Origin of the sequence: Chryseobacterium nepalense, assembly GCF_023195755.1 — a bacterium.
GTDB lineage: Bacteria > Bacteroidota > Bacteroidia > Flavobacteriales > Weeksellaceae > Chryseobacterium > Chryseobacterium nepalense.
This window is the reverse complement of record NZ_CP096203.1, coordinates 2,435,107-2,459,606: the sequence shown is the minus strand read 5'-3', so window position 1 is coordinate 2,459,606 and position 24,500 is coordinate 2,435,107. Positions and strand designations below refer to the sequence as shown.

Here is a 24,500-nt window from a genome sequence, read left to right as displayed (position 1 = left end):
CTTTCACAGATAGATCTGTGAAAGCTTAAGTTGGTTAATTAAAAGTATCAGTTTTATTTTGCAACTCCCAAGGCGGCAAAGTAATATTGAAAAGAGTTGATTTCCAATGCGAAAACACCATCGTTTCCAATCATGTTGATGGGTCTCCAGAAACTTCCGTCAAAAAAGCTGATCAGACCCTGGTAAGAATTTAAACCGTTTGGTTCGGTAACTCCCCATGGATTTCTCAGGATAATATAATTTTTGTTATTGAATGTAGACCATCCCAAAACAGTATAGGCATGGTTTCCTACAATATTTGATCCTGTATAATCTTTCCCAGATCCGTATGTCCATGCAACCATGGGATTAAAGGTTTTATAGCTCATTGAGTTTTCTCTCACAATTCCGAAAAGATCAAGCCCTGTTCTTGATGAGGTGTAATAGTAATACGGCGTTTTATTGGTAAGCTGTGCAACAGCTTTTGCGGGATCTCCATAGGCGGTTTGGGAAATATCCGGTTTATCATCATTTGCATTCGTAATCCATTTTGCAAAAGCTTTTTCATAAACGGCGGGCCAAATTTCTCCTGCATCATTGCTTCTGCAGTATACCGGATTGTTGGACGCGTTAATGATGGTATTATCAGTTACTTCTACGAGCCTCGTTGCGGCATCTTTTCCTCCGCCTTTTGTGAAAAACTGAATCGCATTGGTGCGGTCGGTTTCTCCTGTTCCGGTGGCTCTTACTTTGTGCTCAATAGTGTAAGGAGCTGCCCATGCGATTGCAGAAATTGCCGCAATGAAATAGCAGTTGCCTATTGCTCCCTGAATCGGGTCATTGTATTCCGTAACATCATTGAAGAAATTTCCTCTGTCACTCCAGGATGTTCCTGCAGGCGTCCATCCGTTTGCAATTACCTGTCCGTAAATAATGTTTTTTATGGAAGGCGTAATCAGCCTGTTGTTGATCGTACTGTTGAGCTTCGGGATATTCAGTACCATTTTTACATCGCCTTTGTCCAGTCTCGCATTTTTTACGGAAATGGTATTCAGATCTTTTATTCCTGTTGTGGAAAGATCATTCAGGGTTTTAATGTTTGAAAGGTTTACAGATTCCAGTTTATCGGTGGCTCTTACTTTAACTTCCTCAGATTTCAGAGCACGTACGGTGTTGTCTTTAGTAAGTTCCAGTCCGGCATACAAAGGTGAATTAAATTTGATGTCAAAAAGTTCTGAATAGTTGGTTTCCAGGGTCTCTTCAAGGATCTGATACGATTTTGCGTCTTTCCAGTCGAATTTTCTTCCTGTAATAGCTTCGGTTAATGCATAAGGATTAATTACTCCTACAAACATTTCTTTAGGTGCTTGGTCCATGATAATTGGTTTTAAAGATTAAGGTTAAAATTAATTTGGTTTTGAAAATCAGTACTGTACAGTTTTAGAAAGCGGTTGAATAAAGAAACTCCGAGATCATCATCGGGAGCGATTGTAATCTTTTTTGAATTAACATTAATTATTCTTTCACTTCCTCCCACCATGGCCGGGTTTTTTTGAGAATTCTCTAGATTATTTACTAAATAAAGAAGCTGAAGAAAAATTTCCGTATCAAATTTCTTTTGTTCAGATACAATCATTTTTTCATCCTTTTCATCGCCTTTAAAAAGTTTGAACTCTGCATTTCCATTCTCTTCAAAGAAAATAATCTGGTATCGGTATGCATATTGCGGAGGAACACTTCCGTTGTTAAATGATACGATGATTGTATTGGCTTTCATACTGTTGATTTCTGAAGCCAAAGTTATACGGGTTTGATATTGTGTATATTAGTGTTTTTACGAAATATGTATGGGGAAAAAACGGAAACAAAAAAAGCTGTCTCAAAAATGAAACAGCTGTTATTTAAAAATAATATTAAATTGAAAAATATTTTAGTAAAGCAATTAAAGCATTCCCAGCTCAAATTTGGCTTCCTCACTCATCATGTCCTTATTCCAGCTTGGTTCGAATGTAAGTTCCAGGTCAACACTTTTTACATTTTCCACTTCTGCTACTTTATCTTTTACTTCCTGAGGAAGTGTTTCTGCAACCGGGCAATTGGGAGTCGTAAGGGTCATGATGATCTTAACATCCGCATCATCGGAAATCTGAACATCATAAACCAGTCCTAATTCATAGATATCTACCGGAATTTCAGGGTCATATACGGTTTTTAAGACGTTGATGATCTCTTCACCAATGTCAGCAATCTGATCGTCTGTAAATTTCATTTTTTAATCTAAATTGATGTACCTTTTCAATAAATCTTCCTGACGCATGCGCCTGAAAATATTTGCCAAAGTTAAGACATCTTTTTCACAATAGTCTACTATTCTTTGCAAGTCTTTCTCTATGTAGTAGATTGATGAAACCATTGAGCCGTCGATATCATCTTTCGGAGTGGGAACTTTAAAAACATGAGCCAGTAATTCCAGGGAAACAAAACTCTTGTAGTCCCCGAATTTCCAAAGTTCCATGGTATCAAGGTGAGGAATTTCCCAGGGTTTTTTTCCAAACATCTGAAATGGTATCGGAGGCATCATTCCATTAATCAGGAACCTTCTGGCAATCCAGGGAAAATCAAATTCTTTTCCATTGTGTGCACACAGAATTACTTCACGAAGCCGCTGACTATTAAAGATTTCCCCGAATTCCTGTAATATCTTTTTTTCGTCATGCCCGGCAAAACTTTTAATTTTTAAAGTATCATTCTTTTCAAGCATCCCGATCGTAATACAGATAATTTTTCCGAATTCAGCCATAATACCTGCTTTTTCCGAATAAAAATCCTGTGCGGAAATTTCATCTTTTCTCTGGAATTTCGTTTTTTTATCCCAAAGCATCTGCTCGGTTTCAGGAAGCTCCTCCCACGATCCGGAGCCCGGAACGGTTTCAATATCAATAAATAAAATTCTTTCTAAAGGAATGTGCTGTATCATTTGTTTTTTATTTTATCCTACCTGCATTCCGTTTTTCACGGGCAGGGAAGGAGTTAGTAAAGTGACCTCTTTTTTATCTTCACCATAAACCCCTAAAACCAGACATTCGCTGAAGAAATTGGCAATCTGTTTTTTAGGAAAATTAACAACGGCCAGAACCTGCAGGCCAACCAATTCTTCTTTACTGTATAATGATGTAATCTGTGCAGATGATTTTTTAATTCCCAGATCTCCAAAGTCTATTTCCAGTTGATAGGAAGGATTTCTGGCTTTCTCAAAGTCATTGGCTGAAACTACGGTTCCGCATCTGATATCAATTTTTTCAAAATCTGTCCAGGAGATTTCAGGTTTTACTGTCATAATGTGATTTATTATTCTATTCTCTTTTCCTTTTGCAGGTTTAACAAAAGTATTAAAATAATAAAACTTAAATAATCTTGATCAATAAATTTTACATCTAATAATCAATTGGTTACGAATTTTTGAGAAAAATTATATGATTTCCGTGCAAGATTTACCTGAAACCAGTATTTATAGAATGAGTACTCAATGATAATGTTTAATGCCAAAATTTAATATAATGAAGATAAAAAAAGTACTTCATTTCCTGATGCTTGCTGCTATTGCTGTATCCGGAATGTCATTGATATCGTGCCTTGAAGACCAGTACACGCCAATTCCTGTAAAGCTGAGTGATGTTGACGGAAATTATAAGGCCAGACTGGTAACCTTCCAGGGAGGAAAAATAAATGAAAAGATTACTGATTTCAATGCTAAAGACAGCCTGATCACTTTCAAAGATTTTCCTGCGAGGGAAGTAGTAAAAACGATCATAACAGATCCGGCAAAGGCGGACACTGTTTTAGCACACTTAGGAAAAGTGGAATATAAAATAAAATTCAAATCTAAGTTGAATACCGAGCAAAATGTGGTAGAACTTGCTTTAGAGCCTCAGGTTATGGCTTTTCAGATTCCTGTAGAAGGTGTCACAAAAAATATTTCAGTAAAGATGTCTGCAAAACAGAAAGGTTTTTATGTAGGATATGATACTTCCCTGAGATTTGCCTGGGAAGCGGAAAAAATAACTGTCGGAGAGACAGAGGTCACTCCTTATCAGATCATAAAATATGAAGTTCCAATCAGTATAAAGAATTAAATAGTAGTTTTTTGCAGATAGGCCGGCTTCAGTTTGAGGCCGCCTATCTTTGTATTATGTTAAATGACTGACAGCATCGGAGTGATATCATATAGTCAATGAAAGAAAACAACGAACAAATTTTGGTTAGCCGCCTTTTGCAAAAAGAAGAAGCGGCCTGGAAAGAGCTTTTTGAGGCTTATTCAGGTAGTCTTGCCTATGTGTGTTCGAGATATATCATTGACAGGGATCATGTGAATGATGTTTTACAGAACAGCTTTATCAGAATGTTTCGCTCAATAGATTCTTTTGAATACCGAGGAAATGGTTCTCTGAAAGCCTGGGCCAGCAGAATTACAGTCAATGAATCTTTACAGCACATTAAACAAAATTCAGATTTTAAAATCGTAGCTGATGAAACTGATATTCCGGATGTTGAAATAGAAGAAGAACCTGATCTGGACGAAATTTCACAGCATGAAATTATGGAAATGATCCGGACGCTTCCTGATGGGTACAGGACTGTGTTCAACCTTTTTGTTTTTGAAGAAAAAAGTCATAAGGAAATCGCAGAGATACTGGGGATTGCCGAAAATTCCTCAGCATCGCAGTTGCACAGGGCCAAATCAATGCTTGCCCGGAAAATAAAAGAATATAAAATGTCTAAAACAGCGCAATATGAGTAATGAATGGTTAAATGATCTGCGCAGGAAAATGGAAGATCACACAGAAGATGTTCCTGATGGATTGTGGAAAAATATCAGGGAAGAATTATTTGTGGAGGACGAGAACAACGGCATTCCCAGTTCCGTTCCGAATGATCTCAAAGCGCAGAAGGCTGTTGTTGAATTTAACCGGCCGCTAATGTATCGTATTGTCGGTGTTGCTGCGACAGTTATTGTATTCTTGATTCTGGGCGGGCTATTTGATTTTACCGGAAAAAAACATCAACCTGAAATTAAAAAACAATATACTGTAGAAGATAATTTTCAGGAAAAACCAATATCTAATCCAGTAGCAAATTATTCCGAAAAAGACTTTGGAAACCAGTTTTTTAGCCCTGAACAAAAAGGAAAGCAAAAGAAGAATTCAGGACAGGAATATCTTAAAAATTCTTTAACGGGGATAACTTTTTCATCGGGAATTAATCTGGTTGACAAATCAGAAATTGATCTTGAAAATGAAATATTTTCTGAAAATAAATTAACTCAGAAAGAAAATAAAGGAACTACTACGGAAAACCCGTTTGTTGAAGAAACCTATCCTTTGATGACAAAAGAAGAAAGAAAAAAGAAGGAAGAATCTGAAGCGAAAAAGCTGGCATTCAATAAAGCAAAAAGAAACTGGATGCTGGGTTTGGGAACAGGAAACGCCTCTTCAAATTCTACCGATCAGTTCCCGGGTTATGCCTCACTCACCGGAGCCACACCTTCTCTTCCTGAAATGTGGAGTCTGGGATCTGGTGAAGATCCGCTGATGTCCATTCTTCTGGCTAATCAGGATAAAAAAGTTGATGCCACCATCAGGCATAAAACACCGCTAACTTTTGGTGCTTCTGTCTATAAAAATTTAGGAAAAAAGTGGAGCATCGGAACAGGGATTAATTATACTAAGCTTTCCGCGGAGCTAACCTCCGGAAGTCAGTCGGATTTTATCAGCAGTGAGCAGAATATTCACTACGTGGGAATTCCGGTTCAGGTAAACTATAATGTTATTCAGAAAGGCGCTTTTACGGGCTATCTCACAGGAGGAGGTACTGTTGAAAAAGCAGTTTCCGGCGATATCAAAACGAAATATATTGTAGATGGCGCGATAAAGCAGGAGATCAAAGAAGATATTCGTGAAAAACCAGTTCAGGTTTCTGTGAATTCGGCTGTAGGAGTTCAGTTTAAGGTGGTAAAATATATAGGTATTTATGCTGAGCCCGGAGTTGGTTATCATTTTAAAGATAACAGTTCACTAAAAACGATTTATAAAGAAAAACCGCTGAATTTTAATGTAAAATTCGGAGTAAGGATATTATTGGATTAACATATTTAAATCACAAAAATAATTGTATATGAAAACAAAACTAATTTTTTTAAGTTTTTTATTTTTAAGTTTTTTACAGCTGAAAGCACAACAATGTACCCCTGAAATTACCAGTCCAAGACTGGGCACTCTGTTTCCGGAAAAAATAGTTTTCTGCAATACGGAGACGGAAACCCTTTCTACCACCCAAACATATGGAACGTACCAATGGTACAGACAGCAGTGGGATTGGCAAGCACCCAATAATAATCCCTGGGTAGCAATTCCCGGTGCCACATCCCAGACTTTAACCATCAACGGGAATGATGATATGCTGTACTACTTCAAGGTTGAGGTGACGCAGAATGACTGTACTGCAGAAAGCGCTGCGGTTCTTGCAGACGGCTATGCGTACGGGCTTCCATTTATGATGGCAGATTTCCAGCCCGGAACTTTTGAAGAAACGGCTCCCGGTGTATATAATGTTTGTGATGGCGCATCAGTACAGCTTAATGACGGCTTTCCGCAGCTTTACGGAACGCATACATGGTTTAAATGCCTTCCCGGAAGTAATCCTCCTTTACCAACGGACCCTTGTATTATTGCTGGGGAAACAGGAGATTCGTATACGGCAATCAATTCCGGAACTTTCGGTTTTTATGCCTGTACGGAATATTGTCCTGATCAGTGCGAAATGCTAAGCGATTTTGCTTTTATTACCTTAAATTTCGGAAACTTCAGCTTCTGCTCCAATCTCGGGACGGGAGAAACCAAGCCTAAAGAAAATAACCTCAGCGTTTATCCGAATCCTGCATCACAGGTTATTTATATCGGAAAAGAATCTGATAAAAAATACCCTGAAGTTTCCATCATTGATATGTCCGGAAAACTTGTCCTGCAAAAGAAAGATCACCAGTTTTCTGAGGCTATTGATGTAAGTGCAATGGTTCCGGGAACGTATTTTATCGTATCTAAATCTGCGGACGGTAAAATATACAAGAATAAGTTCATCAAGAAATAAAATGAGATATTTTGGATTGAATTGATTGAAAGGCCCGGAGTTGATCCCGGGCTTTTCTTTTATACTTAAAATATTGCCCTCACCGATTAGAAAAAATATTTTATTTTTGCATCAAAACACAGACGATGCTGATCAAAATTTATGGAAGTGCAATACACGGCGTCTCGGCGCAAACCATTACGATTGAAGTTAATGTTGATACCGGAGGAGTAGGCTATCACCTCGTAGGTCTTCCCGACAGTGCTATTAAAGAAAGCAGTTACAGAATTTCCGCTGCGTTGAAAAACGTAGGTTATAAAATTCCCGGAAAGAAAATAACCATTAATATGGCGCCCGCTGATCTTCGTAAAGAAGGTGCCGCATACGATCTTAGCATTGCCATCGGAATTCTTGCAGCCTCCGATCAGATTCTTGCCGAAAATATCCAGGACTATATCATTATGGGAGAGCTCTCTCTCGACGGAACTTTACAGCCGGTAAAGGGTGTTTTGCCGATTGCCATACAGGCGAGAGAAGAAGGATTTAAAGGAATTATTCTTCCGAAACAAAATACCCGAGAAGCTGCGATTGTGAACAATCTCAATGTTTTTGCCGCCGAAAATATAAAAGAGGTGATTGATTTCTTTAATGAAGGAAAACCGCTGGAGAAAATTGAAATCGATACCAGAAAAGAATTTCAGGAAAAAATTAATGATTTTCCTTTTGATTTTTCAGAAGTGAAAGGGCAGGAGACTGCGAAAAGAGCGATGGAAGTTGCAGCAGCGGGCGGACATAATATCATTTTGATCGGGCCTCCCGGAAGCGGGAAAACAATGCTTGCGAAAAGGGTTCCCAGCATTTTGCCTCCACTTAGTTTAAAGGAAGCATTGGAAACCACAAAGATCCATTCTGTCGCGGGTAAAATGGGCACGGAAACTTCACTGATGACGGTTCGTCCGTTTCGTGCACCGCATCACACGATTTCAGATGTGGCACTTGTTGGCGGGGGAGGTTATCCTCAACCCGGAGAAATCTCGCTGGCACACAACGGAGTATTGTTTCTGGATGAAATGCCGGAATTTAAAAGAACCGTACTCGAAGTAATGCGGCAGCCTCTGGAAGACCGTGAAGTAACAATCTCAAGAGCCAGATTTACGGTGAATTATCCCGCAAGCTTTATGCTGGTAGCCTCCATGAATCCCAGCCCCAGCGGATTTTTTCCTGATGACCCTAATAATACTTCCACCGTCTACGAAATGCAGCGGTATATGAATAAGCTTTCCGGACCTCTCCTGGACAGGATTGATATTCATATTGAGGTGCAGAAAGTGGAGTTTGAACAATTAGCGGAACGAAGAAAAGGCGAGAAAAGCGAAGATATCAGAAAACGTGTTCTCATGGCTCGCGAAATTCAAAGAGAACGGTATAAAGACCTGAAAATAAGTTACAACGCGCAAATCGGACCAAAAGAGATTGAACAATACTGCGAATTAGATGAATCATCTTTCAGTCTCATCAAAACCGCTATGGAAAAGCTGAATCTTTCGGCAAGAGCCTATGACCGCATCCTTAAGGTAGCCCGAACCATAGCAGATCTGGAAGGCTCAGAAAATATTCTTTCGTATCATATTTCGGAGGCGATACAGTACAGGAGTCTGGATCGGGAGTTTTGGAATGGGTGATATTGGATTAAAGATATTAACCTTAATTTAAAAGTAGTTTAGAAATAAATAAGTTTGTTCTGGCATATCACTCGATTTCTAAGTTGAACTGTATAGTGCGATTTTGCGACATTCACAATTTAATATTATAGTTAATGAAATCAATTATACCAAACAATAAAGCTTATAGGCTTAGCGTTTTGTCAATATAAATTATAGGATGTTTTACAACAGATGATAATTTATTAAATATTAAAAATTAATAATCCATGAAAAACAAATTTTTCCTATGGTTATCGCTATTGATAACCTTGAGTATAATTTCATACTCATGTCGAAACGAAGACCTGGCAAAAGATGAAGCTAATCCCCAAAGAAACAATGCTGATTTTTTTAAGCACCAATCAAATCTCTATTCTAAAGCAGGTATTGATTACGTGAATATTTTAGAAACTTACAACAGGGAAACAGACTTTCTTTCAACGATACCTGATCAAGAGGGTATGCCATTGTGGGAGAAAATGCAGGTATTAGACGTTGATGATAAGGCAGTATTATATGTACCTCTTTCATCGGATAACATCAGTCTTAGCTCGTTAATACTGGTTACAGTCGATGAAAATAATAAAGTATCTGTCTTAAGAAATTTTACTAATGATTACTTAAAAATATATACTTACAATACTGATTATCCCGCTGACAAAAGAAGATTTTTGATGGATACTTTTATAGAAATGGACTTTTTATGTTTTAAACAACAAGAGTTTACAAATCTTCCAACTGATCTATATAAAGGCAGTGCAGAATATAATAGACTGAATATTGTGGAAGTAACAAAAGAGAGCATGAATAACGGCAAATTTATATACGGATCTTTATGTGCAACAATGCACGTTTGCGTAAATGGCTGCACGTTGTTGACTTGTGATTATAATAATTGCCAGCATCAAGGTAAATGTCACGTGTGGAAATCGTGTGCTAATACCGTAGACTGGGTGGATGATCCTACTACTTTCTATCCATCAGCTCCAAGTTGTGGACCTGGCTGCGGAGGAGGAGGTGGTGGGACACCTGGCTCAGGAGGAGCTCCTCCAAAAGATCCTTGTGCTCTAACAGGGGGTAATAAACCATTTTATAGAATGCTGACAGGCTGCAACAATAATGGAAATACAGATTTACCAACTCTTGATGATCCGTGCCAAAAAACAAATGATATGTTAGCAAGACCAAATGTTCAGCAAGGTATTGCAAATGTAAAGGCCAATGCAGCATTAACTTTAACTAATCCAACTACAGGTGAAATTGGATTTAAAGAAAATAAGGACGGTACAGTAGTTCCAGCAGATGTAAACTCAGCCCATCAAGTTGTGTACAACAATGTAATAAATGGTTATGGTGGCTATCATAATCATACCGCAACAGGCATTCATATGGTTTCTCCACCAGATATTGTAGATACATTATTTGGATTTGCAGCAGCACAAAGTGTAAATGATGGTGTTGGAAATGCCTATTATGGAATGATAGCTGCTGAATCATGCAGCTCATGTTCTGGGGGCATCAAATATGTACATTATGTAATACGTTATTCTGGAACTGGCTCGGAGTTAGGAAATTTTGTATATTCCCCCACGCAAATGACACAGTTTATCATAGACTATCGAAAAACAGCGAGTGATTTGGTTGATCCATATATAAGTGGGACAACTTATAGCAACAGTTTAGGAGATTTAAACGAAAAAGGATTAGAGAAACTATTCTTTAATACATTGCAAAATATGGGACTTACAGGAAAAGTTGTTCTACAACGAATAGAAAATAGTGGCATTGTATATAATGTAACACAAGATAGTGCTGGCACAATAACAGCAACACCATGTCCTTAATAGTAATTTATAAAAATAAAATATGAAAACAATATATCTTAAAACATTAATAGGCTTAATTATTAGTACAGTATCATGTTCTGCGCAGACACTTCCTTTAAATACTCCTTTTGCAGATATTCCTAATGGTGCCCATATTAAAGATACAAATAATGAGTTAGCGCAGTATATAGGAACTTATAAGGCAAATTTTAATGGTAATGAAATTATCCTATATATTACTAAACAACAAGATAAGTTGGAAAATAGTGCCCAGAAAAGTTATTATATGGACGCTTTAATAGTAAAATATATAGTTAAGAATTCTTCGGGGGCAACTTTACAAGATACTCAAAATAATAATTCAAATATTGAATTTTATAGTTTTAAAATGCGGCCAGCTAAGAACGCATTGCAGTTTATTTATACTGGCACAAATTGTCATGTGGGATGGGGAGACATTTATTTAAAGAAGATAAATGCAACTCAAATCTCTTGGGAATATCGTCCTGATGATATATCAACTACATCGCAAAGTTGTCCAAACAATCTTGACACAACAATTTATTTACCTGAAACAAAAGATTTAATATTTACAAAGCAATAAGAAAGTTCTTAAATTAGCCTTGACCAGTAACAGTCAAGGTTATTTTTATTAACAATTATTATATTTTAAACTTATGTAGTTATTTATACTAAAAGATGGAATAAACTAATGATCAACTAATTTAAGATATTAATTAATAACCTAAACTCCCTTCTTCCCCTCCAAAATCATCTCTATCATTTTGACTTTCCTGTTTTCGCGGGTTTCGGGTTTTTTGGCTTCGTTGATCCAGCGGATGTATTCTTTACGGTGCGTATAGCTCATCTTATCGAAAAGAGCTTTTGCTTCGTGGTTTTCATTAAAGACGGTAAGAATATCATCGGCTATTTCCACGGTTCTTTCTTCTTTATCTTCAGTGAGGCTGACAGAAATTTCATCACCGAAATTCTTTCCAAGTTGTTTCCTTATTTCCTGGGTGAGGCCCAGCATGTGGCAGTCGGATTTCATTTTGGCAAGGCTTCCGCGGTATTCTACTTTGTCATCGAAGAGGGCTTTGATTTTCACCTGGCCTTTTTTGTTAAACAGTTCCTCGGTGGAAAAAGGAAATTCCACAAAAGCGGCATTCATGGTGCCGTGTTGCTTAATAACAGCGTTGAATTGGATAGGCTGAGGTTTCATCAGGAATAAAATTTTAGAGCTAATTTATTCATTAAAAAACAAAAAACCGCAAAAGAACTTTTGCGGTTTTAAAAATTATATCAATAAAGATTATTTTCTTTTTCCTTTAGCAGGTGTTGCTTTAGGCATTTTTGTTTTGGTATCTGCAGGCGTGTTTTCGTCTCTTACCAATTGTAATTCGTCGATTAATCTTCTTGCTCCGGCATATTTGTCAATCGTCCAAAGAACGAAACGAACGTCTACGTTGATAGTTTTCTGCCATTCCGGTTCAAAAACGATGTCTCCGCTTAATGCTTCACTGTTTCCGTCGAATGCGATACCGATAAGGTTTCCGTCTCCGTCAATTACCGGTGAACCGGAGTTACCTCCTGTAATATCGTTGTTGGAAAGGAAGTTAACCGGCATGTATCCTTTAGCATCGGCATACTGACCGAAATCTTTAAGGTTGTAAAGGTCGATCACTCTCTGTGGAAGATCAAATTCTTCATCACCTTTCTTGTATTTTCCTACAAGACCGGTCATGTCAGTATAATAGTTATCTGTAATACCGAAATAGTTTCTGTCAGTTCTGATAGGTAATGTATCTACTGTTCCGTATGTAAGTCTCATCGTAGAATTCGCATCCGGGTAGAATTTCTTTTCAGGCATAGCCTTCATCAATCCTGCTAAGAATAATCTGTTGTTTTTAGCAAAATTATCATCAATCTTCACGAATCTTTCTGCAGAAGCTCTCTGGTCTGCAACCAATCCGTTCGCAATTTTCCAAAGCGGATCTGCATCCAGTTTTAATTTATCCGGATTCAGCACGAAGTTGGTTGCGGATGTTTTGTTGGCGAAGATTGAAGAATAGGCAATATTGGAAAGGTTATTCGCATCAAGACCCATGATGGTTTCAGATGCTACATCTTTGTTTACTCTGGTCTGGTAAAGGTTGACCATAGAGTTCAGCATTTCACCTTCAAGCTTGGTGTTGATATTTTCATAAGCGCTTTTCAAAGCGGCATCCACTTTAGGTTTCATGGCAAGTCTGCCTTTCATATCCTGATCTGCATACGCTTTAAGTACGCTTCCTACTTGTAATGCCAAAGTGAAATACTTGGCATTTCTTGAAAGCTGGGACATATACATTCTCTCAACGTTTCTGTCTGAAGTCTGCTTGTAATAAATACCGATATCTTCTAAAACGGTTTCGTACTCGGCAATATTTTCCGGTTGCAGCGCCCATGTTTTAAATCTTTCTTCTACCTTTTGCTTGTCGGTGATCGTTCCATTTTTGATTACGGCATCGATAGTTCCCTGTCTGTTTTTCCAGTAGTTGGCTACAGAAGCATATTGAGAAGCATAATTCAGCTGAGTTCCTTTATCTTTATCCATGTATTTCTTCATCACGTCCATCGCTAGCTTAGACGCTTCTACCCATGCCGGATAATCTTTTCCTACCATCTGCTGGATTCCGTAAGAAGTCAGGTAACGGTTTGTTCTTCCCGGGTATCCTAAGATCATGGAGAAGTCTCCCGGTTTTACTCCTTTAAGGGAAACAGGAAGGAAATGTTTAGGTTTTAAAGGAACGTTGCTTGGAGAATATTCTGCAGGGTTTCCGGCAGCATCTGCATACACTCTGAATACCGTGAAATCTGCAGTGTGTCTCGGCCATTCCCAGTTATCAGTATCGCCACCGAATTTTCCTAATGCGGAAGGCGGTGCACCTACCAATCTGATATCTTTATAATCCTGGTACACGAAATAGTAAAATTCGTTTCCGTTGAAGAAATCTCTTACGACTACTGTATATTTTCCGTTTTCAGAATTTTCAGACTGGATCGCTTTGGTTTCAGCATCGATCACTGCTTTTCTTTCTGCAGCGGACATGTTGTTGTTGAGTTTTGAATTGATTCTTTGCGTAGCATCATCCATTCTTACTAAAAATCTCACATAAAGATCTTTAGCATTGAATTCGTCTTTCTGTTTCATCGCCCAGAATCCGTTCTTTAAATAATCTTTTTCCGGAGTGGAAGCTGCTGCTACCGCGCCGTAACCACAATGGTGATTGGTGAAGATAAGGCCCTGTCCGGAAACAATTTCTCCCGTACAGAATCCTCCGAAGCTTACGATGGCATCTTTTAAGCTGGAATTATTCACGGAATAAATTTCTTCCGGTGTAAGATGCAGCCCTTCTTTCTGCATATCGACACCATTGAGTCTTTTAACAAGCATTAACAACCACATCCCTTCGTCTGCCCTCATTTGCGCAAAACTTAAAAGGAAAGTGAATAGTAGAAGTATTCTTTTCATTTTATAAAATAATTTTTGTGTCGCTAATTTACTAATTTTTACCGTATTCTGGACCCGGAATGGTATGAAATTGGATTTCAAACGCCTATGAAAACAATATTCATTTCGGTTTTGTGTGTTTTATTTTCAGGAATATTACTGAATTGTCATGTTGTAAACAGCAATACATCACAAAACACCGACCTTCATTCGCCGGTTCACAGGGAATGGATGCTTATCACTTTCGGGGCCTATTCCAAATCTGATCTGATCGCAAAAAATGCAAAAATTAACCTCACGGAAAAGCAGGAGAAAGGAAAAATTAAAGGAACAGCATTCATGGGCTGCAACAGTATGTTCTTTACTTCTGAGTTTAAGAATGACGGCGGTGTAAAAATATCAGAGATCGGGTCTACTCTGAAAGCCTGCCAGGATATGAAACTGGAAACGGATTTCTCTAAAGCGTTCAGGAATATGACAAATTACTCTGTAAAAGGACATGTTCTTACACTTTCTGATGATGACGGAAATCAAATGGAATTTATTGCAGCCGACTGGGATTAAAATAAAAGCGGAGAAATATTTTCTTCGCTTTTTATTTAAGCTTTAAGTATTCAAATCATACCCTCAAAGGAATCTGATTTAATTTAATCTAGCAGATTAAGCGCTCACATGAATCTGTTTTAGTCTAATCTGTCAGTTTAAATTAAATCAGAAGTTTGTTTAAGTCTAAACTCCCGGTTTAAACTAAAACACAAATCTTTTTGAGTTTAATCTGTCAGTTTAAATTAAATCAAAAGTCAGTTTAAGTCTAAACTGACATTTTAAAATAAAAACCATTTAAATGAAAACATCTTTACCACCAAGGTTGTCATTCTAATTCTTTAAATGGTTTAGGTGATATAGTAATTGTGTTTTTAGCTTTTCCCGGAAATTACCTTTAAGATAATCGGTTCCAGATTAGAAGGGAGATCGGCGGATTTAATCTGATAGTTTTTGATTTTCATTTCCTTGAACCAGTTTTCCCAGTATTCTTTGATGACATCTTCCTCGAATGGGTTTCCTTTTACAGGGTTTATTCCCAGTACAATTACCTCAAGATTGTCAAGGTCGTCGCTGGCTTTAATAAAACCTAATTTTTCAGACTGGATCCTGGATTTATAATCTGAAGCAGTAAGTTTTAAAGATTTAATAAGTTCAGGAGTAAGGTAAGATGTCATTTTACCTTCTGAAAATTTGGAATCTTTATGATATATATATCCATCGGTAAGAATGAAAAGAATATTTCTGTGATTATCTTTAATGCAATAATCTTTTACTTTGTTTTTAAAGAATTCCCAGATATCCGAACCGATATATTTTTTATCCTGTATTGCCGACTGATAAATCTGCGACGGCAGTGATGAGTAGGTTTTTTCAACCTTATCAATATTGTCTTTCGTAGTATTCCTGTCGAAAGAAACTTTGAGGGTTTTGGTAAGCTCATTCATTTTAGGATCTGAAGGCTCAGGATTGAAGAATACCTGCATCTGGTCATTAAGCTGAATCATTTTTTTCGTTTTGATATGATCCAGAAATCCTTTATCAATAGCTTTTATATATTCAATATCTCGCTGAAAATATTCCATGGTAGGATTGGCATTTTTCTGAGGATCAATTCTGTCTGAAAGGTCAATCAGGATACTTATATTCAGGTCTTTTATGTTCTTGGTATCTACAGAATTAATGGTTTGTGATACGGGATCTTTGGGTTTTCCGCACGCAATCAATAATACGGAAGCCATTACAGTATAGAGTAGTTTTTTCATAGCATAAGTTTTTATAGTACAGACATGTAAACCGTATTTTGACTTTCCGAATTTGCACCTACTTTATTGAGGTTATAGGTGTATTGCTTTTTGCATTCTTCAATCATTTCCTGCTTTATGGGGTAAGAAACCACAAGCTTTTCATTAATAAACGTAATCCATCCTTGCATATATTCGGAAGCGTAGAGTTTATAATCTTTGGTGGGAATAATGGTTCCGTCAATAATGTTCTGAAGCTCTTCAATCCTGCCTTTTGCTTTCGCAATAAGTTCTTTGATGCTTCCTATGCCCTGACGTACTTCTTCTTTCTGTTTCTCAAGATCTCCTATTTTTTCTTTGTGAATCAGGATATCTTTTTGTCTCTTGGTCTGTTCGTGTTTTATTTTGTCTTTTTCTTTATGCTCTTTCATCACGAAATCAAATACAAGCCCCCATATAATATATACAATGAATCCGGCGAAGATAATTCCCCAAAACTGATTTTTGGTAAATGCAATGGAAAGATCGAACGGAGGAGAATTGAACGTTCTGTTAAGCTCATATAGTTTTGATTCAATTTCATACGCCAGAATGGCATCGAACACGAAGGTGATCATAAAGAGGAGTGCAACTTTAGCGTAATTAACGAAGTTTTTGTTTTCACCAAACATATGGATCAAATATCCCAAACCCAGAAATACAAAAGGAATCAGGGTAACAAAAGCTCCTTCCAGAGGACCTTCTGCCCATGCTTTGTTGAATGCCTGTGCATCCAAGACACTTTGGATGATGTTATTATTGGCATCAAAATTTTTAAAAAACGCAGAGTAGGACGTGGAAATATAAAATGCGAACAGGTAAAGACTGATGGGAATTAAGATAATCAGCCCTATCCAAAACTTCGTTGATGCCCCTTTTGTAGCTTTTACATTATAGCTTTCAGGATTTCTTGGAAGATCATTGATCTCAAATTTTATTTTTTCGATGGTTTCCTGTACTGCTTCGATATCTTCACCTATTTTTTTCAGCTGATCCTCTTTATTGTCCAGCGATACGGTAAGACCTTTGATTTCAGTTTCTTTATTCTTCTGCTCATTGAGATAAGGTTCTTTCAGTTTATGCTGTTTGTCGCCCAGCTCTTTTTCTTCATTCTGAAATTTAGAATAAATGGCATCGAGGCAAATTGATAAAGCCGTATGATTTCCGTTGTTTCTGGAGCTGTCCCTGTATCCGGATTCATGATAGGTCCTTCTCCTGCTTTCCTCCGCAGATTCAGTGTTGGATTCAATCTCGAATTTTACAGGTTCATTTTTCGGATTGTCTGCAGGAACAGGTTTCAATCTGAAAAGATTTTTAATATTGGCGGTCATTGGATTCATAAGTCATTCATTTTTTAGGTCATTAAGAATATCTTGTTTGGTTTTTCCTTGTTTTACCGCTTCAATAAAATAATCTGCAATATCTTTGACATTTTCCTCCATAAAGCCGAAAAGGGCAACATATTTATTGAGCGCTGATAGTTCGTTTTCGGTAACAACTCCGTCTGCCCAGATCATGACGGTAAGATCGAAGAGGTATTCTACTTTTTCTTCAATCGTTTCCGGAATTAATGATTTGGAATTAATAGGGTTTAGCAGGATTTCGTCCAGTTTCTTGGAGGAGATTCCTCTTTCTTCGGCTGTTTTATACAGCATTTTAAGTTCTAAAGGACTAAAGTCGTCATCGCAGATTGCCATTTGATATAATCTGAGAAAATGAGCCTTTAAATTTTCAGTTAATTGATTGGTTTCCATAGTTATTTAATTATTCTGTCTCTTGTTTTTGGAATTTCTTCGTGTTTTGTGTCAATTGTTTCGGTTATTTTGTTTTTTTTCTTCGGAATTAATGAGTAGAAGTAATACAGGAATAAAAGTCCGACGATACAGTCAATGATGATCCATAGCGGTTTCAGATAAAGATAAACCGGAAAGATGGGATTGAATATGATAAAGATCAACATAAAAGCAATCAGCCAAAAGCTTCTGGTTCTGAATTCATTAACGATAATGACAAGTGCCATAAATGAAACTAAGATCCTGAGGAAAATATAGTATCCGTAAGGCCATTCGAAAATACTGATGAAGCACAGAATGGCAGCAATTATGATGAGGTATTTCATGGTTGTTGGTTAAATTATTTTACATGTTTTGAATATACATACCCTATCTTTCCGTTTGCTTTTACCTTTACTTTAATCCATGAGCCTTTCTTTGAAAGCTGGATCAGTTTGGCATTTTTGGAAACGATAGTTACAACGTTAGACTTGAGTGAAGGCTTCTCATAAATTTTAGTTTCACTAATTCCTGCGATATACCTGTTGCTGGAATTGATATTTACATTCAGTTCAACCTTCGGAGCTTTATTTGATGGTGCTTTTGAAGATGTATAAGAACCTGAAGTTTTGTGTTTTTTAGGCTTACTTTTTTTGTGAGTTCCGGAAGATGTACTTCTGCCTGAAGAGCTTCCGCTGCAGACGCCGCAGGTCCCGCCGCTTCCGCAATGTCCACATCTTGAACAATTGGTGCATGCTGTACAATAGGCAGAGCCTGTACAACGTCCGTCGTGTCCTATGCTGTCATTCGCTTTTACACATGAATGCAATAGAAATAAACTGAAGGTGAGTATGATGAAGGGTATTAGTTTTTTCATGGTTTGTTATTTAATATTGAGTACTTAGAATTATATAAGGATTTCATTTGTAGATATTTCTCTCATTGCCTTTGCTTTTATTTGATCGTTGCTGTCCTTAAATTGTCTGGTTGCACTGCGTATACCAATAGACAATATTTCATGATCTATGTGATTCAGGCGTAGCAAATAATTCTTGTTCTGAACGATAAACTCAAAATTTGATCCCTGTCTTTCGTAAGAAATTAATTTATTAAATGGAATTTGAAAGCTTTTTCCTCCTGCATTAAAAATTAATCTTGAGCTTGTTAAAAATAAATTTCCGGGATATATTTGTCTTACATTCTCTTTTACAGGGCGGTACCTTCCTCCTCTTACTCTGGCATTTACGCCTTTTGCAATTCTAAAAGATACGCTCGAACTGGAACGAGAATAACCTGTGTGAACAATTTTATTCTCTATAAGTGTAGCGTTAATATTTATATAACAAACTTCATCTCTATTTAATAATATTGGAGGATTATAGATGATGGGGAAAATACCGTGGTCTAAATTCCACAGTAATTTAGCATGCTTTAATTTTCTGATTTTTCTCTCAGAGATAAATGTTTTTATATTGTATTGATCAATTTTTAAATCTCTTATTATTTGTTTGAGCTCAGTTTCTTTTATAGGGGACAGATATTCGGCTGAAATTTTTTCATCCAGTATTTTATTAAATAAAGAAAAAGCAACTTTATTTTTTATGGCTTCAGTTCTGTCCCGAGGAAATTGAAGAAATGTTGAAAGGGATATTATTTGTTGATTTTCTGCATCTGTTAGCCTATTATCATCATAACACTTTTGAATAAGGCTTTTCAATGTTTTTTCCGCAAGCTTATTTTTTTCAGTATATATTTGCTGATCAGATAAATTGAAATAATTTTTTATATCATTTAAAATATTTACTTCAAGAGCATTGATATGGAAATTGCTAATTATAGAAGATAGAGTATGATGATAAATTTTTATTCCACATTTCATATTTTTCTTTTCGCTTAATGGCTTTTTTAATAGTAAGACATTTTGTTGATAAGTAGATAAAACCGTATTGTATTCAGAATAATTTATAGAACGTAGAATTCTATTTGTTCTATCAAAGCTGGGATATAATTTATTAACAATAAATTGTGCACTTAAAGGAATTATGAATACTGCCATTATCAATACTATTGTTGAAGCTCCAATTTCCTGCTCTATCAATAATCCTAAAGCTATTAAGAGAAACAGAATCCCCAAAAACCACCGTAAAATTTTAAGTATAAGTAAAAAAGTTTTCATGGTTAATTTATTTTTAATTATAATTTTCTAAAGTCTGATGAAGCTGATTTCTGTAGTTATAAATCTCATCAAGAGTATTCAATAAAATTTTTTCTCCTGCTTCCTTTCCGTTATGGAATGTTTCCAGATATTTGTTTGTTGTGTTGAAATGTAGCCTGCACAGCGGCTTTCGGTTGTTGTCATCCAGTAAAATCCCGAAATAGGAGAGGGTATCTCTGTACGCAATGCGCGAAGAAGGAATTTTTTCTCTTAAGATTGCTTTTACAATCTGAAAGCCTTCCAGCTCTTCTTCTGTGGTTACAATTTTAGAATCGTTATTGCTGTCAATCGGCTGGGAAGTTTTTACCTCTTCTTCTTTTTTCTCAATCTGCTCATTAATGCTCAATGCCGATTTCAAACGGAAACTGATGGATTCATTAATTGATGTTGCTAATGCTTTTTTTGCATATTCCTTAAAAGAAACCATTCTGTTGGCGGTTAATGGTTTTTCGAAAAAACGACCGACCAAGAGTTTTACCATTTCATCGGTAGGATTTTCAATTTCTTTTTCAAATTCTTTCCTGATGGCTTTGATGTATTTTAAAGCTTCGGCAGAATCCAGAATACTTTCCAGGTTATAATCTTTTTTGGTAAACTTCTCCAGGATTTTGATGGAGCTGTCTTTCAGATCTTCAATATTAATCGTGAAAAAAGGCTTTTCATCCATGATATTGGGTTTTTCAAGATCCGTATAGAAGTTGTAAACAATTCCGTTGGTCAATACACCAAATCTTGTTTTGGAAACGTGATAATACCTGTGCAGTTGAGAATTGTGAGCGTCGGCGCTTTCTTTCCAGTGTTTGCATTCTATAATGAAAATCGGCTCATCATTGTTGCGGATTACGTAATCAACTTTTTCTCCTTTTTTGGTTCCGATATCGCACACGTGTTCGGGCACAACTTCTGTCGGATTAAAAATATCATACCCTAATATCTGTATGAAAGGCATGACGAAAGCATTTTTTGTAGCTTCTTCAGTTCCGATCTGATCTTTCAGACCGATCACTTTCTGATGAAGCTGTTCAAGTTTAATTTTAAGATCCATAGAATTAGTATTAAAGGGTTTCATCTACAATAGCTGCGGTGGGAGCATTGAATTTTACAGAAGCAATTCCGTTTTCCATTCCTGATTTCGAGGAATACAGCGGGCTTTTTCCGATAATCTCGCCATTCCTTGCTTTTAGAACAAAATAATCTTTTCCGTTCACGGCCACTCTTCGGTCATATTTGGAATCATCCTGAGAATTTACTTTTACCGATTCGATTCCTTTCTGGCAGGATGCTTTCTGAACGTAGCCTTCGCTAGTCAAAATAATTTCACCGTTTCCGGCTTTTAGGTTAAAATGATACTCTTTGTTGATTCTCTGAGTGATAATAAATTTTCCCATGGTTATATTTTAGCTTGTATGACAGGATGTTGAACAGTAATAACAACCGTTTGCTTTTGAATAATCTTTCTTTGCTTCTTTAACAGCATCATCACAAGATGAAAATAGGCCGAGATATTTTCTGTTTTCTAAAGAAGGAAGAAAGGTGCAATTTTCATGATGCACTTCATGATCACCATTACTTTGTGCTTTTTTGTTGACGTAATACTTTTTCATGATAATAATGTATTTATTTGTTTAACATTCCAAAAGTATAACCCTTTCAAAACCAAACCTTACGGGAATCCGTAAAACCGGAAAAAAAGAAAAAACCTTTCAAAAAAATTGAAAGGCTTCATTAAAAATGGGTGCAAAAAAATGATTTAAATAATCCCGATATCCTTACAAAAGGCTACGAGCTGCTCATTGCTGGTGACTTCCAGATCTTCCTTCAGACCGTTAAGTTTTTTCTCAACACTGCTCAGGCTGTTGGGCTTAATATTTTTTTCCTGAAGGTGTGTCGGAATGTTTTTTTGGAGAATTCCTTTTGAAAGAAGCGAAACCAGTGCAATATCATATGCGGAAAACTCATAACTGTTCAGCTTTTTAACATCCTGCTTCAGATCAAGCGACAAATAATTTTCATTGATATACACCGAAGCGATGGATTTTTTAAGCTCCTTGGAATCATTTCGTGCTTTACGGACATAACCGTTGATGTGATAATCTTTAAAAAGAGAATCAATAATTCCGGATTTGTGTTCGGCAGAAAATACGATGATCTTTAATGAAGGCTGAATTTCCCTGATTTTCTCAATCAGTTCTCTTCCGTCTTTGATCTGTTGGGGATGATGATCTTCTTCATAATAAAGATCCGTGATCAAAAGGTCATAAGGCTGTTGTTCGCGTATGGATTTCTGAATTTTTGCCAACGCATCATCACAATAATATACGTAGTCTACATTCGGAATATTGAGATCCTCCAACGTTTTCTGTACGGAAATATTGATGCTTTCATGGTCTTCCGCAATTAAAATTTTTTTGAACATTGTTTTAGTTTTTTTTTAAGAAACGGGAAATGAGATATTGATCTTCAGTCCCTTTTCAGTTTTCGTGTCAAAAATAATTGCTCCATGAATACTTTCTATACGGGAAACCGTAGAAGAGAGGCCATTTTTATATAATACATCACCAGAAATTCCGATTCCGTTGTCCGAATAGCTTATGCTGATCACATCTTCTTTTTTTTCAAACCTGAAAGAAACGATGCTTGCGCCGCTGTGCTTTCTCATATTCACAAGAAGTTCACGAATGATCTGATATACCTCATTCTCTGTATTCTTGCTTATATTTTCCCAAAGGCTCTTCTCGTTTCCGGCAATGTAGGTATTAACAGATTCATTTTTAAAAGAACCGATCAGCTCCGATATTTTCTCGCTGAAGTTTTTCTCCTCAGTTGAATCATCACTTTTTTCGTAAGAAATATCTCTCGACTTTTCATACACGAATTCCAGCTCGTCCAGGGCTTTTACTTTATCGAAATGTTCCTGATTTTCAATTTTCGTCATCACCTGATAGATACCGTTCGCCACTACATCATGCACTTTTTTAGACATTTTGAGCTGCGTGTTTTTGATTTCGAGTTCTTTTTCTTGTTTTAAACGTATTTGTCTTTTCCTGAACCATATAATAATAGCAAATGATAGAACTAAAGCCATCAAAAGAAGAAGAATTTGGTTGTCTTGTTGCGCCCTTTCTGCTTTTAAAGTCTGATTTTTTGCTCGTTCACCCTCCAAGTCATATCTTACAATAGCAAATTGGTTTTTATTCCGATTTCTTTCAGTTTGAATATTGTCACTAATAGTATTTAATCGGTTAAAGTTTTTCAAATAAGTAGCCGGTTCTAATGAAATAATTCTCTGCAATGCTAACATTTGATCATCAGGACTTTTATTATTAGTAGCAGCCTTAAGCATCATTTTGGCAAAATTTAGAGAACGTGTTTTATCCTTATCTAAATAATAGGTGGACAAGGTTTCATAGCTGGAGTTTTGACCTTCTCCATCATTTATTTTTTTTCTTATTTCTAATGCTTGGTAAAATTCAGGAACAGGGTTATAGTTTTTATTTAAAAGATATTTTGCTTTTGCAAGATTGTTTAATGCTCTTGCATGATTGATAATACTATCTGCCAGTATAGCTTTTTCTAAATATGGTATTGCTTCCTTATATTTTCCCTGAGTGGTTAATATATCGCCAATATTATTGTAATAAACATATTTGTTTTCTTTATCAACGGCATTTTTTATTGCTTCATTGTAATATTTTACAGACTGATCATAATTTTTAAGATAATTAGAAGCGATACCCAAATTGTTATAATTTGATGCTAAAGTTTTTAAAACATTGATGTCCTGTTTTTGTTTGATGTATTTTTGTGCTTCTAAAGAAGTTTCAATTCCTCCTAAAAAATCTCCATTATCCGTCTGGATAATTGCCATATTTACTAACGCACGCCCTGCTCCCAAAGAATCATTATTTTCTAAAAATGAATTTTTACCTAAATTGAAATATATAAAGGCTGAATCTGATAATTTTTTGCTTCGAAATAGTTTTGCTTTTTCAAGAAACGGATTGGTTGTAAGAATGGAAGAATTATTTTGAATGCTATTTTCTTTTTTACAAGAATTTATAAACAAACATAATATGATTAGTATTATTTTTTTCATAGTAGATTAGTTTTCAGTGCAAAGTAACAAAAAGGACAGATTTATGCAATCTGTCCTAATAAAAAAATTATGGATGTGTGAATGGAGGTGGAGTTTGTCCTGTATTTCCTCCTACTGGACCGCCTGTTCCATCTTCTCCTGTTCCTGTTCCCGTTCCCGGATCAGTTCCTGTACCTGGGTCTGTTCCATCAGTGGGAGAATATTGCGTGATTGGTTGTCCGTTATTATCGTCGTTGCATTTTGCTGTATGGGCATTATGGTGTCCGAATGCTAAACCTAATAGCATTAATATGAATTGTAACATGTGTCAAAAAATTTAATTGTTAAAGCATTCGTGTTCTTCCCTGCGAAACCGATCGCAGACAGTGTTACACGGTAAAAATTTCGAAGCGCTTCTTAAATTTTTTGGGAAGTGAACCTTCAAAAACGGAAGAGAAACATCTGCTTCCCAACCCGGAGTTTTCTTCC

General features: G+C 36.4%; 27 protein-coding genes. 8 read left to right on the top strand and 19 right to left on the bottom strand.

Features of this window, described 5'->3' with window-relative positions; genetic code table 11:
- Positions 1-53: 53 nt before the first annotated feature.
- From M0D58_RS10755 to M0D58_RS10735, 5 genes are all read right to left on the bottom strand, one after another.
- A complete protein-coding gene (locus M0D58_RS10755) occupies positions 54-1,355 on the bottom strand; it encodes a C2 family cysteine protease (RefSeq protein WP_248389124.1) in 1,302 nt (433 codons plus the stop codon).
- 11 nt (positions 1,356-1,366) lie between these two features.
- Complete coding sequence (locus M0D58_RS10750; protein WP_248389122.1) at positions 1,367-1,756, bottom strand: hypothetical protein; 390 nt, start codon at positions 1,754-1,756, stop codon at positions 1,367-1,369.
- Between the two features lie 165 nt (positions 1,757-1,921).
- Positions 1,922-2,248, bottom strand: a complete 327-nt coding sequence (locus tag M0D58_RS10745) for an SUF system Fe-S cluster assembly protein (RefSeq protein WP_029296148.1) — start codon at positions 2,246-2,248, stop codon at positions 1,922-1,924.
- Positions 2,249-2,251: 3 nt separating this feature from the next.
- Positions 2,252-2,956 carry a ribonuclease H-like domain-containing protein gene (locus tag M0D58_RS10740; protein ID WP_248389120.1) on the bottom strand — a complete coding sequence of 235 codons (705 nt, stop codon included), beginning with the start codon at positions 2,954-2,956 and terminating at the stop codon, positions 2,252-2,254.
- Positions 2,957-2,968: 12 nt separating this feature from the next.
- Positions 2,969-3,316 carry a tRNA-binding protein gene (locus M0D58_RS10735; RefSeq protein ID WP_248389118.1) on the bottom strand — a complete coding sequence of 116 codons (348 nt, stop codon included), beginning with the start codon at positions 3,314-3,316 and terminating at the stop codon, positions 2,969-2,971.
- Positions 3,317-3,536: 220 nt separating this feature from the next.
- Between M0D58_RS10735 and M0D58_RS10730 the strand changes: the two genes are divergently transcribed.
- The 7 genes from M0D58_RS10730 (at position 3,537) to M0D58_RS10700 (ending at position 11,234) form a co-directional block, all read left to right on the top strand.
- Entirely contained in the window at positions 3,537-4,112 is a 576-nt protein-coding gene (locus M0D58_RS10730; protein ID WP_248389116.1) for a DUF4840 domain-containing protein, read from the top strand.
- Between the two features lie 98 nt (positions 4,113-4,210).
- Positions 4,211-4,777: an RNA polymerase sigma factor gene (locus M0D58_RS10725; RefSeq protein ID WP_248389114.1), complete on the top strand. Its 567-nt coding sequence runs from the start codon at positions 4,211-4,213 to the stop codon at positions 4,775-4,777.
- Entirely contained in the window at positions 4,770-6,122 is a 1,353-nt protein-coding gene (locus M0D58_RS10720; RefSeq protein WP_248389113.1) for an outer membrane beta-barrel protein, read from the top strand. Before M0D58_RS10725 ends, M0D58_RS10720 begins: the two co-directional genes overlap by 8 nt.
- A 28-nt stretch (positions 6,123-6,150) precedes the next feature.
- Positions 6,151-7,122 (top strand): T9SS type A sorting domain-containing protein, encoded by a 972-nt coding sequence (locus M0D58_RS10715; protein ID WP_248389111.1) that lies wholly within the window; start codon positions 6,151-6,153, stop codon positions 7,120-7,122.
- 125 nt (positions 7,123-7,247) lie between these two features.
- Entirely contained in the window at positions 7,248-8,783 is a 1,536-nt protein-coding gene (locus tag M0D58_RS10710; RefSeq protein WP_248389109.1) for a YifB family Mg chelatase-like AAA ATPase, read from the top strand.
- Positions 8,784-9,031: 248 nt separating this feature from the next.
- Complete coding sequence (locus M0D58_RS10705) at positions 9,032-10,648, top strand: hypothetical protein (RefSeq protein ID WP_248389107.1); 1,617 nt, start codon at positions 9,032-9,034, stop codon at positions 10,646-10,648.
- Positions 10,649-10,670: 22 nt separating this feature from the next.
- A complete protein-coding gene (locus tag M0D58_RS10700) occupies positions 10,671-11,234 on the top strand; it encodes a DUF6705 family protein (protein WP_248389105.1) in 564 nt (187 codons plus the stop codon).
- A 141-nt stretch (positions 11,235-11,375) separates the two neighbouring features.
- Here M0D58_RS10700 and M0D58_RS10695 read toward each other — a convergent pair whose 3' ends face one another.
- Both M0D58_RS10695 and M0D58_RS10690 read right to left on the bottom strand, forming a co-directional pair.
- Complete coding sequence (locus M0D58_RS10695) at positions 11,376-11,852, bottom strand: YdeI/OmpD-associated family protein (protein ID WP_248389103.1); 477 nt, start codon at positions 11,850-11,852, stop codon at positions 11,376-11,378.
- Positions 11,853-11,942: 90 nt separating this feature from the next.
- Entirely contained in the window at positions 11,943-14,144 is a 2,202-nt protein-coding gene (locus tag M0D58_RS10690) for a S46 family peptidase (protein WP_248389101.1), read from the bottom strand.
- A gap of 87 nt (positions 14,145-14,231) precedes the next feature.
- Between M0D58_RS10690 and M0D58_RS10685 the strand changes: the two genes are divergently transcribed.
- The gene (locus M0D58_RS10685; RefSeq protein ID WP_248389099.1) at positions 14,232-14,687 is read left to right on the top strand and encodes an META domain-containing protein; all 456 of its coding nucleotides are present in this window, start codon (positions 14,232-14,234) and stop codon (positions 14,685-14,687) included.
- Positions 14,688-15,040: 353 nt separating this feature from the next.
- Here the strand turns inward: M0D58_RS10685 and M0D58_RS10680 are convergent, their stop codons facing one another.
- The 12 genes from M0D58_RS10680 to M0D58_RS10625 form a co-directional block, all read right to left on the bottom strand.
- Entirely contained in the window at positions 15,041-15,931 is an 891-nt protein-coding gene (locus M0D58_RS10680) for a hypothetical protein (protein ID WP_248389097.1), read from the bottom strand.
- 11 nt (positions 15,932-15,942) lie between these two features.
- Positions 15,943-17,289, bottom strand: coding sequence for a beta-carotene 15,15'-monooxygenase (locus tag M0D58_RS10675; RefSeq protein ID WP_248389096.1), 1,347 nt, complete (start codon positions 17,287-17,289; stop codon positions 15,943-15,945).
- Positions 17,290-17,292: 3 nt separating this feature from the next.
- Positions 17,293-17,703 (bottom strand): hypothetical protein, encoded by a 411-nt coding sequence (locus tag M0D58_RS10670; protein ID WP_248389095.1) that lies wholly within the window; start codon positions 17,701-17,703, stop codon positions 17,293-17,295.
- Positions 17,704-17,705: 2 nt separating this feature from the next.
- On the bottom strand, positions 17,706-18,068 hold the full coding sequence (locus tag M0D58_RS10665) for a DUF6804 family protein (protein WP_248389094.1): 363 nt from the start codon (positions 18,066-18,068) through the stop codon (positions 17,706-17,708).
- 14 nt (positions 18,069-18,082) lie between these two features.
- Complete coding sequence (locus tag M0D58_RS10660; protein WP_248389093.1) at positions 18,083-18,598, bottom strand: SH3 domain-containing protein; 516 nt, start codon at positions 18,596-18,598, stop codon at positions 18,083-18,085.
- A gap of 30 nt (positions 18,599-18,628) precedes the next feature.
- On the bottom strand, positions 18,629-19,897 hold the full coding sequence (locus M0D58_RS10655) for a hypothetical protein (RefSeq protein WP_248389092.1): 1,269 nt from the start codon (positions 19,895-19,897) through the stop codon (positions 18,629-18,631).
- 13 nt (positions 19,898-19,910) lie between these two features.
- Positions 19,911-20,981: a type I restriction endonuclease gene (locus tag M0D58_RS10650; protein ID WP_248389091.1), complete on the bottom strand. Its 1,071-nt coding sequence runs from the start codon at positions 20,979-20,981 to the stop codon at positions 19,911-19,913.
- A 10-nt stretch (positions 20,982-20,991) separates the two neighbouring features.
- Positions 20,992-21,324, bottom strand: coding sequence for a YegP family protein (locus M0D58_RS10645; protein WP_248389088.1), 333 nt, complete (start codon positions 21,322-21,324; stop codon positions 20,992-20,994).
- Between the two features lie 9 nt (positions 21,325-21,333).
- Positions 21,334-21,540 (bottom strand): hypothetical protein, encoded by a 207-nt coding sequence (locus tag M0D58_RS10640; protein ID WP_248389085.1) that lies wholly within the window; start codon positions 21,538-21,540, stop codon positions 21,334-21,336.
- A gap of 146 nt (positions 21,541-21,686) precedes the next feature.
- Positions 21,687-22,352, bottom strand: coding sequence for a response regulator (locus M0D58_RS10635; RefSeq protein ID WP_248389082.1), 666 nt, complete (start codon positions 22,350-22,352; stop codon positions 21,687-21,689).
- 15 nt (positions 22,353-22,367) lie between these two features.
- Entirely contained in the window at positions 22,368-24,032 is a 1,665-nt protein-coding gene (locus M0D58_RS10630) for a tetratricopeptide repeat-containing sensor histidine kinase (RefSeq protein WP_248389080.1), read from the bottom strand.
- 67 nt (positions 24,033-24,099) lie between these two features.
- On the bottom strand, positions 24,100-24,336 hold the full coding sequence (locus tag M0D58_RS10625; RefSeq protein ID WP_248389078.1) for a hypothetical protein: 237 nt from the start codon (positions 24,334-24,336) through the stop codon (positions 24,100-24,102).
- Positions 24,337-24,500: the final 164 nt, after the last annotated feature.

Bases quoted from the DNA above. Each gene is read 5' to 3' on its own strand.
- M0D58_RS10735 (WP_248389118.1), bottom strand. From the start codon at position 3,316: ATGACAGTAAAACCTGAAATCTCCTGGACAGATTTTGAAAAAATTGAT.
- M0D58_RS10665 (WP_248389094.1), bottom strand. From the start codon at position 18,068: ATGAAATACCTCATCATAATTGCTGCCATTCTGTGCTTCATCAGTATT.
- M0D58_RS10670 (WP_248389095.1), bottom strand. From the start codon at position 17,703: ATGGAAACCAATCAATTAACTGAAAATTTAAAGGCTCATTTTCTCAGA.
- M0D58_RS10720 (WP_248389113.1), top strand. From the start codon at position 4,770: ATGAGTAATGAATGGTTAAATGATCTGCGCAGGAAAATGGAAGATCAC.
- M0D58_RS10730 (WP_248389116.1), top strand. From the start codon at position 3,537: ATGAAGATAAAAAAAGTACTTCATTTCCTGATGCTTGCTGCTATTGCT.
- M0D58_RS10700 (WP_248389105.1), top strand. From the start codon at position 10,671: ATGAAAACAATATATCTTAAAACATTAATAGGCTTAATTATTAGTACA.
- M0D58_RS10640 (WP_248389085.1), bottom strand. From the start codon at position 21,540: ATGAAAAAGTATTACGTCAACAAAAAAGCACAAAGTAATGGTGATCAT.
- M0D58_RS10645 (WP_248389088.1), bottom strand. From the start codon at position 21,324: ATGGGAAAATTTATTATCACTCAGAGAATCAACAAAGAGTATCATTTT.
- M0D58_RS10740 (WP_248389120.1), bottom strand. From the start codon at position 2,956: ATGATACAGCACATTCCTTTAGAAAGAATTTTATTTATTGATATTGAA.
- M0D58_RS10705 (WP_248389107.1), top strand. From the start codon at position 9,032: ATGAAAAACAAATTTTTCCTATGGTTATCGCTATTGATAACCTTGAGT.
- M0D58_RS10715 (WP_248389111.1), top strand. From the start codon at position 6,151: ATGAAAACAAAACTAATTTTTTTAAGTTTTTTATTTTTAAGTTTTTTA.
- M0D58_RS10625 (WP_248389078.1), bottom strand. From the start codon at position 24,336: ATGTTACAATTCATATTAATGCTATTAGGTTTAGCATTCGGACACCAT.
- M0D58_RS10685 (WP_248389099.1), top strand. From the start codon at position 14,232: ATGAAAACAATATTCATTTCGGTTTTGTGTGTTTTATTTTCAGGAATA.
- M0D58_RS10675 (WP_248389096.1), bottom strand. From the start codon at position 17,289: ATGAATCCAATGACCGCCAATATTAAAAATCTTTTCAGATTGAAACCT.
- M0D58_RS10630 (WP_248389080.1), bottom strand. From the start codon at position 24,032: ATGAAAAAAATAATACTAATCATATTATGTTTGTTTATAAATTCTTGT.
- M0D58_RS10745 (WP_029296148.1), bottom strand. From the start codon at position 2,248: ATGAAATTTACAGACGATCAGATTGCTGACATTGGTGAAGAGATCATC.
- M0D58_RS10695 (WP_248389103.1), bottom strand. From the start codon at position 11,852: ATGAAACCTCAGCCTATCCAATTCAACGCTGTTATTAAGCAACACGGC.
- M0D58_RS10660 (WP_248389093.1), bottom strand. From the start codon at position 18,598: ATGAAAAAACTAATACCCTTCATCATACTCACCTTCAGTTTATTTCTA.
- M0D58_RS10655 (WP_248389092.1), bottom strand. From the start codon at position 19,897: ATGAAAACTTTTTTACTTATACTTAAAATTTTACGGTGGTTTTTGGGG.
- M0D58_RS10750 (WP_248389122.1), bottom strand. From the start codon at position 1,756: ATGAAAGCCAATACAATCATCGTATCATTTAACAACGGAAGTGTTCCT.
- M0D58_RS10680 (WP_248389097.1), bottom strand. From the start codon at position 15,931: ATGAAAAAACTACTCTATACTGTAATGGCTTCCGTATTATTGATTGCG.
- M0D58_RS10690 (WP_248389101.1), bottom strand. From the start codon at position 14,144: ATGAAAAGAATACTTCTACTATTCACTTTCCTTTTAAGTTTTGCGCAA.
- M0D58_RS10635 (WP_248389082.1), bottom strand. From the start codon at position 22,352: ATGTTCAAAAAAATTTTAATTGCGGAAGACCATGAAAGCATCAATATT.
- M0D58_RS10755 (WP_248389124.1), bottom strand. From the start codon at position 1,355: ATGGACCAAGCACCTAAAGAAATGTTTGTAGGAGTAATTAATCCTTAT.
- M0D58_RS10725 (WP_248389114.1), top strand. From the start codon at position 4,211: ATGAAAGAAAACAACGAACAAATTTTGGTTAGCCGCCTTTTGCAAAAA.
- M0D58_RS10710 (WP_248389109.1), top strand. From the start codon at position 7,248: ATGCTGATCAAAATTTATGGAAGTGCAATACACGGCGTCTCGGCGCAA.
- M0D58_RS10650 (WP_248389091.1), bottom strand. From the start codon at position 20,981: ATGGATCTTAAAATTAAACTTGAACAGCTTCATCAGAAAGTGATCGGT.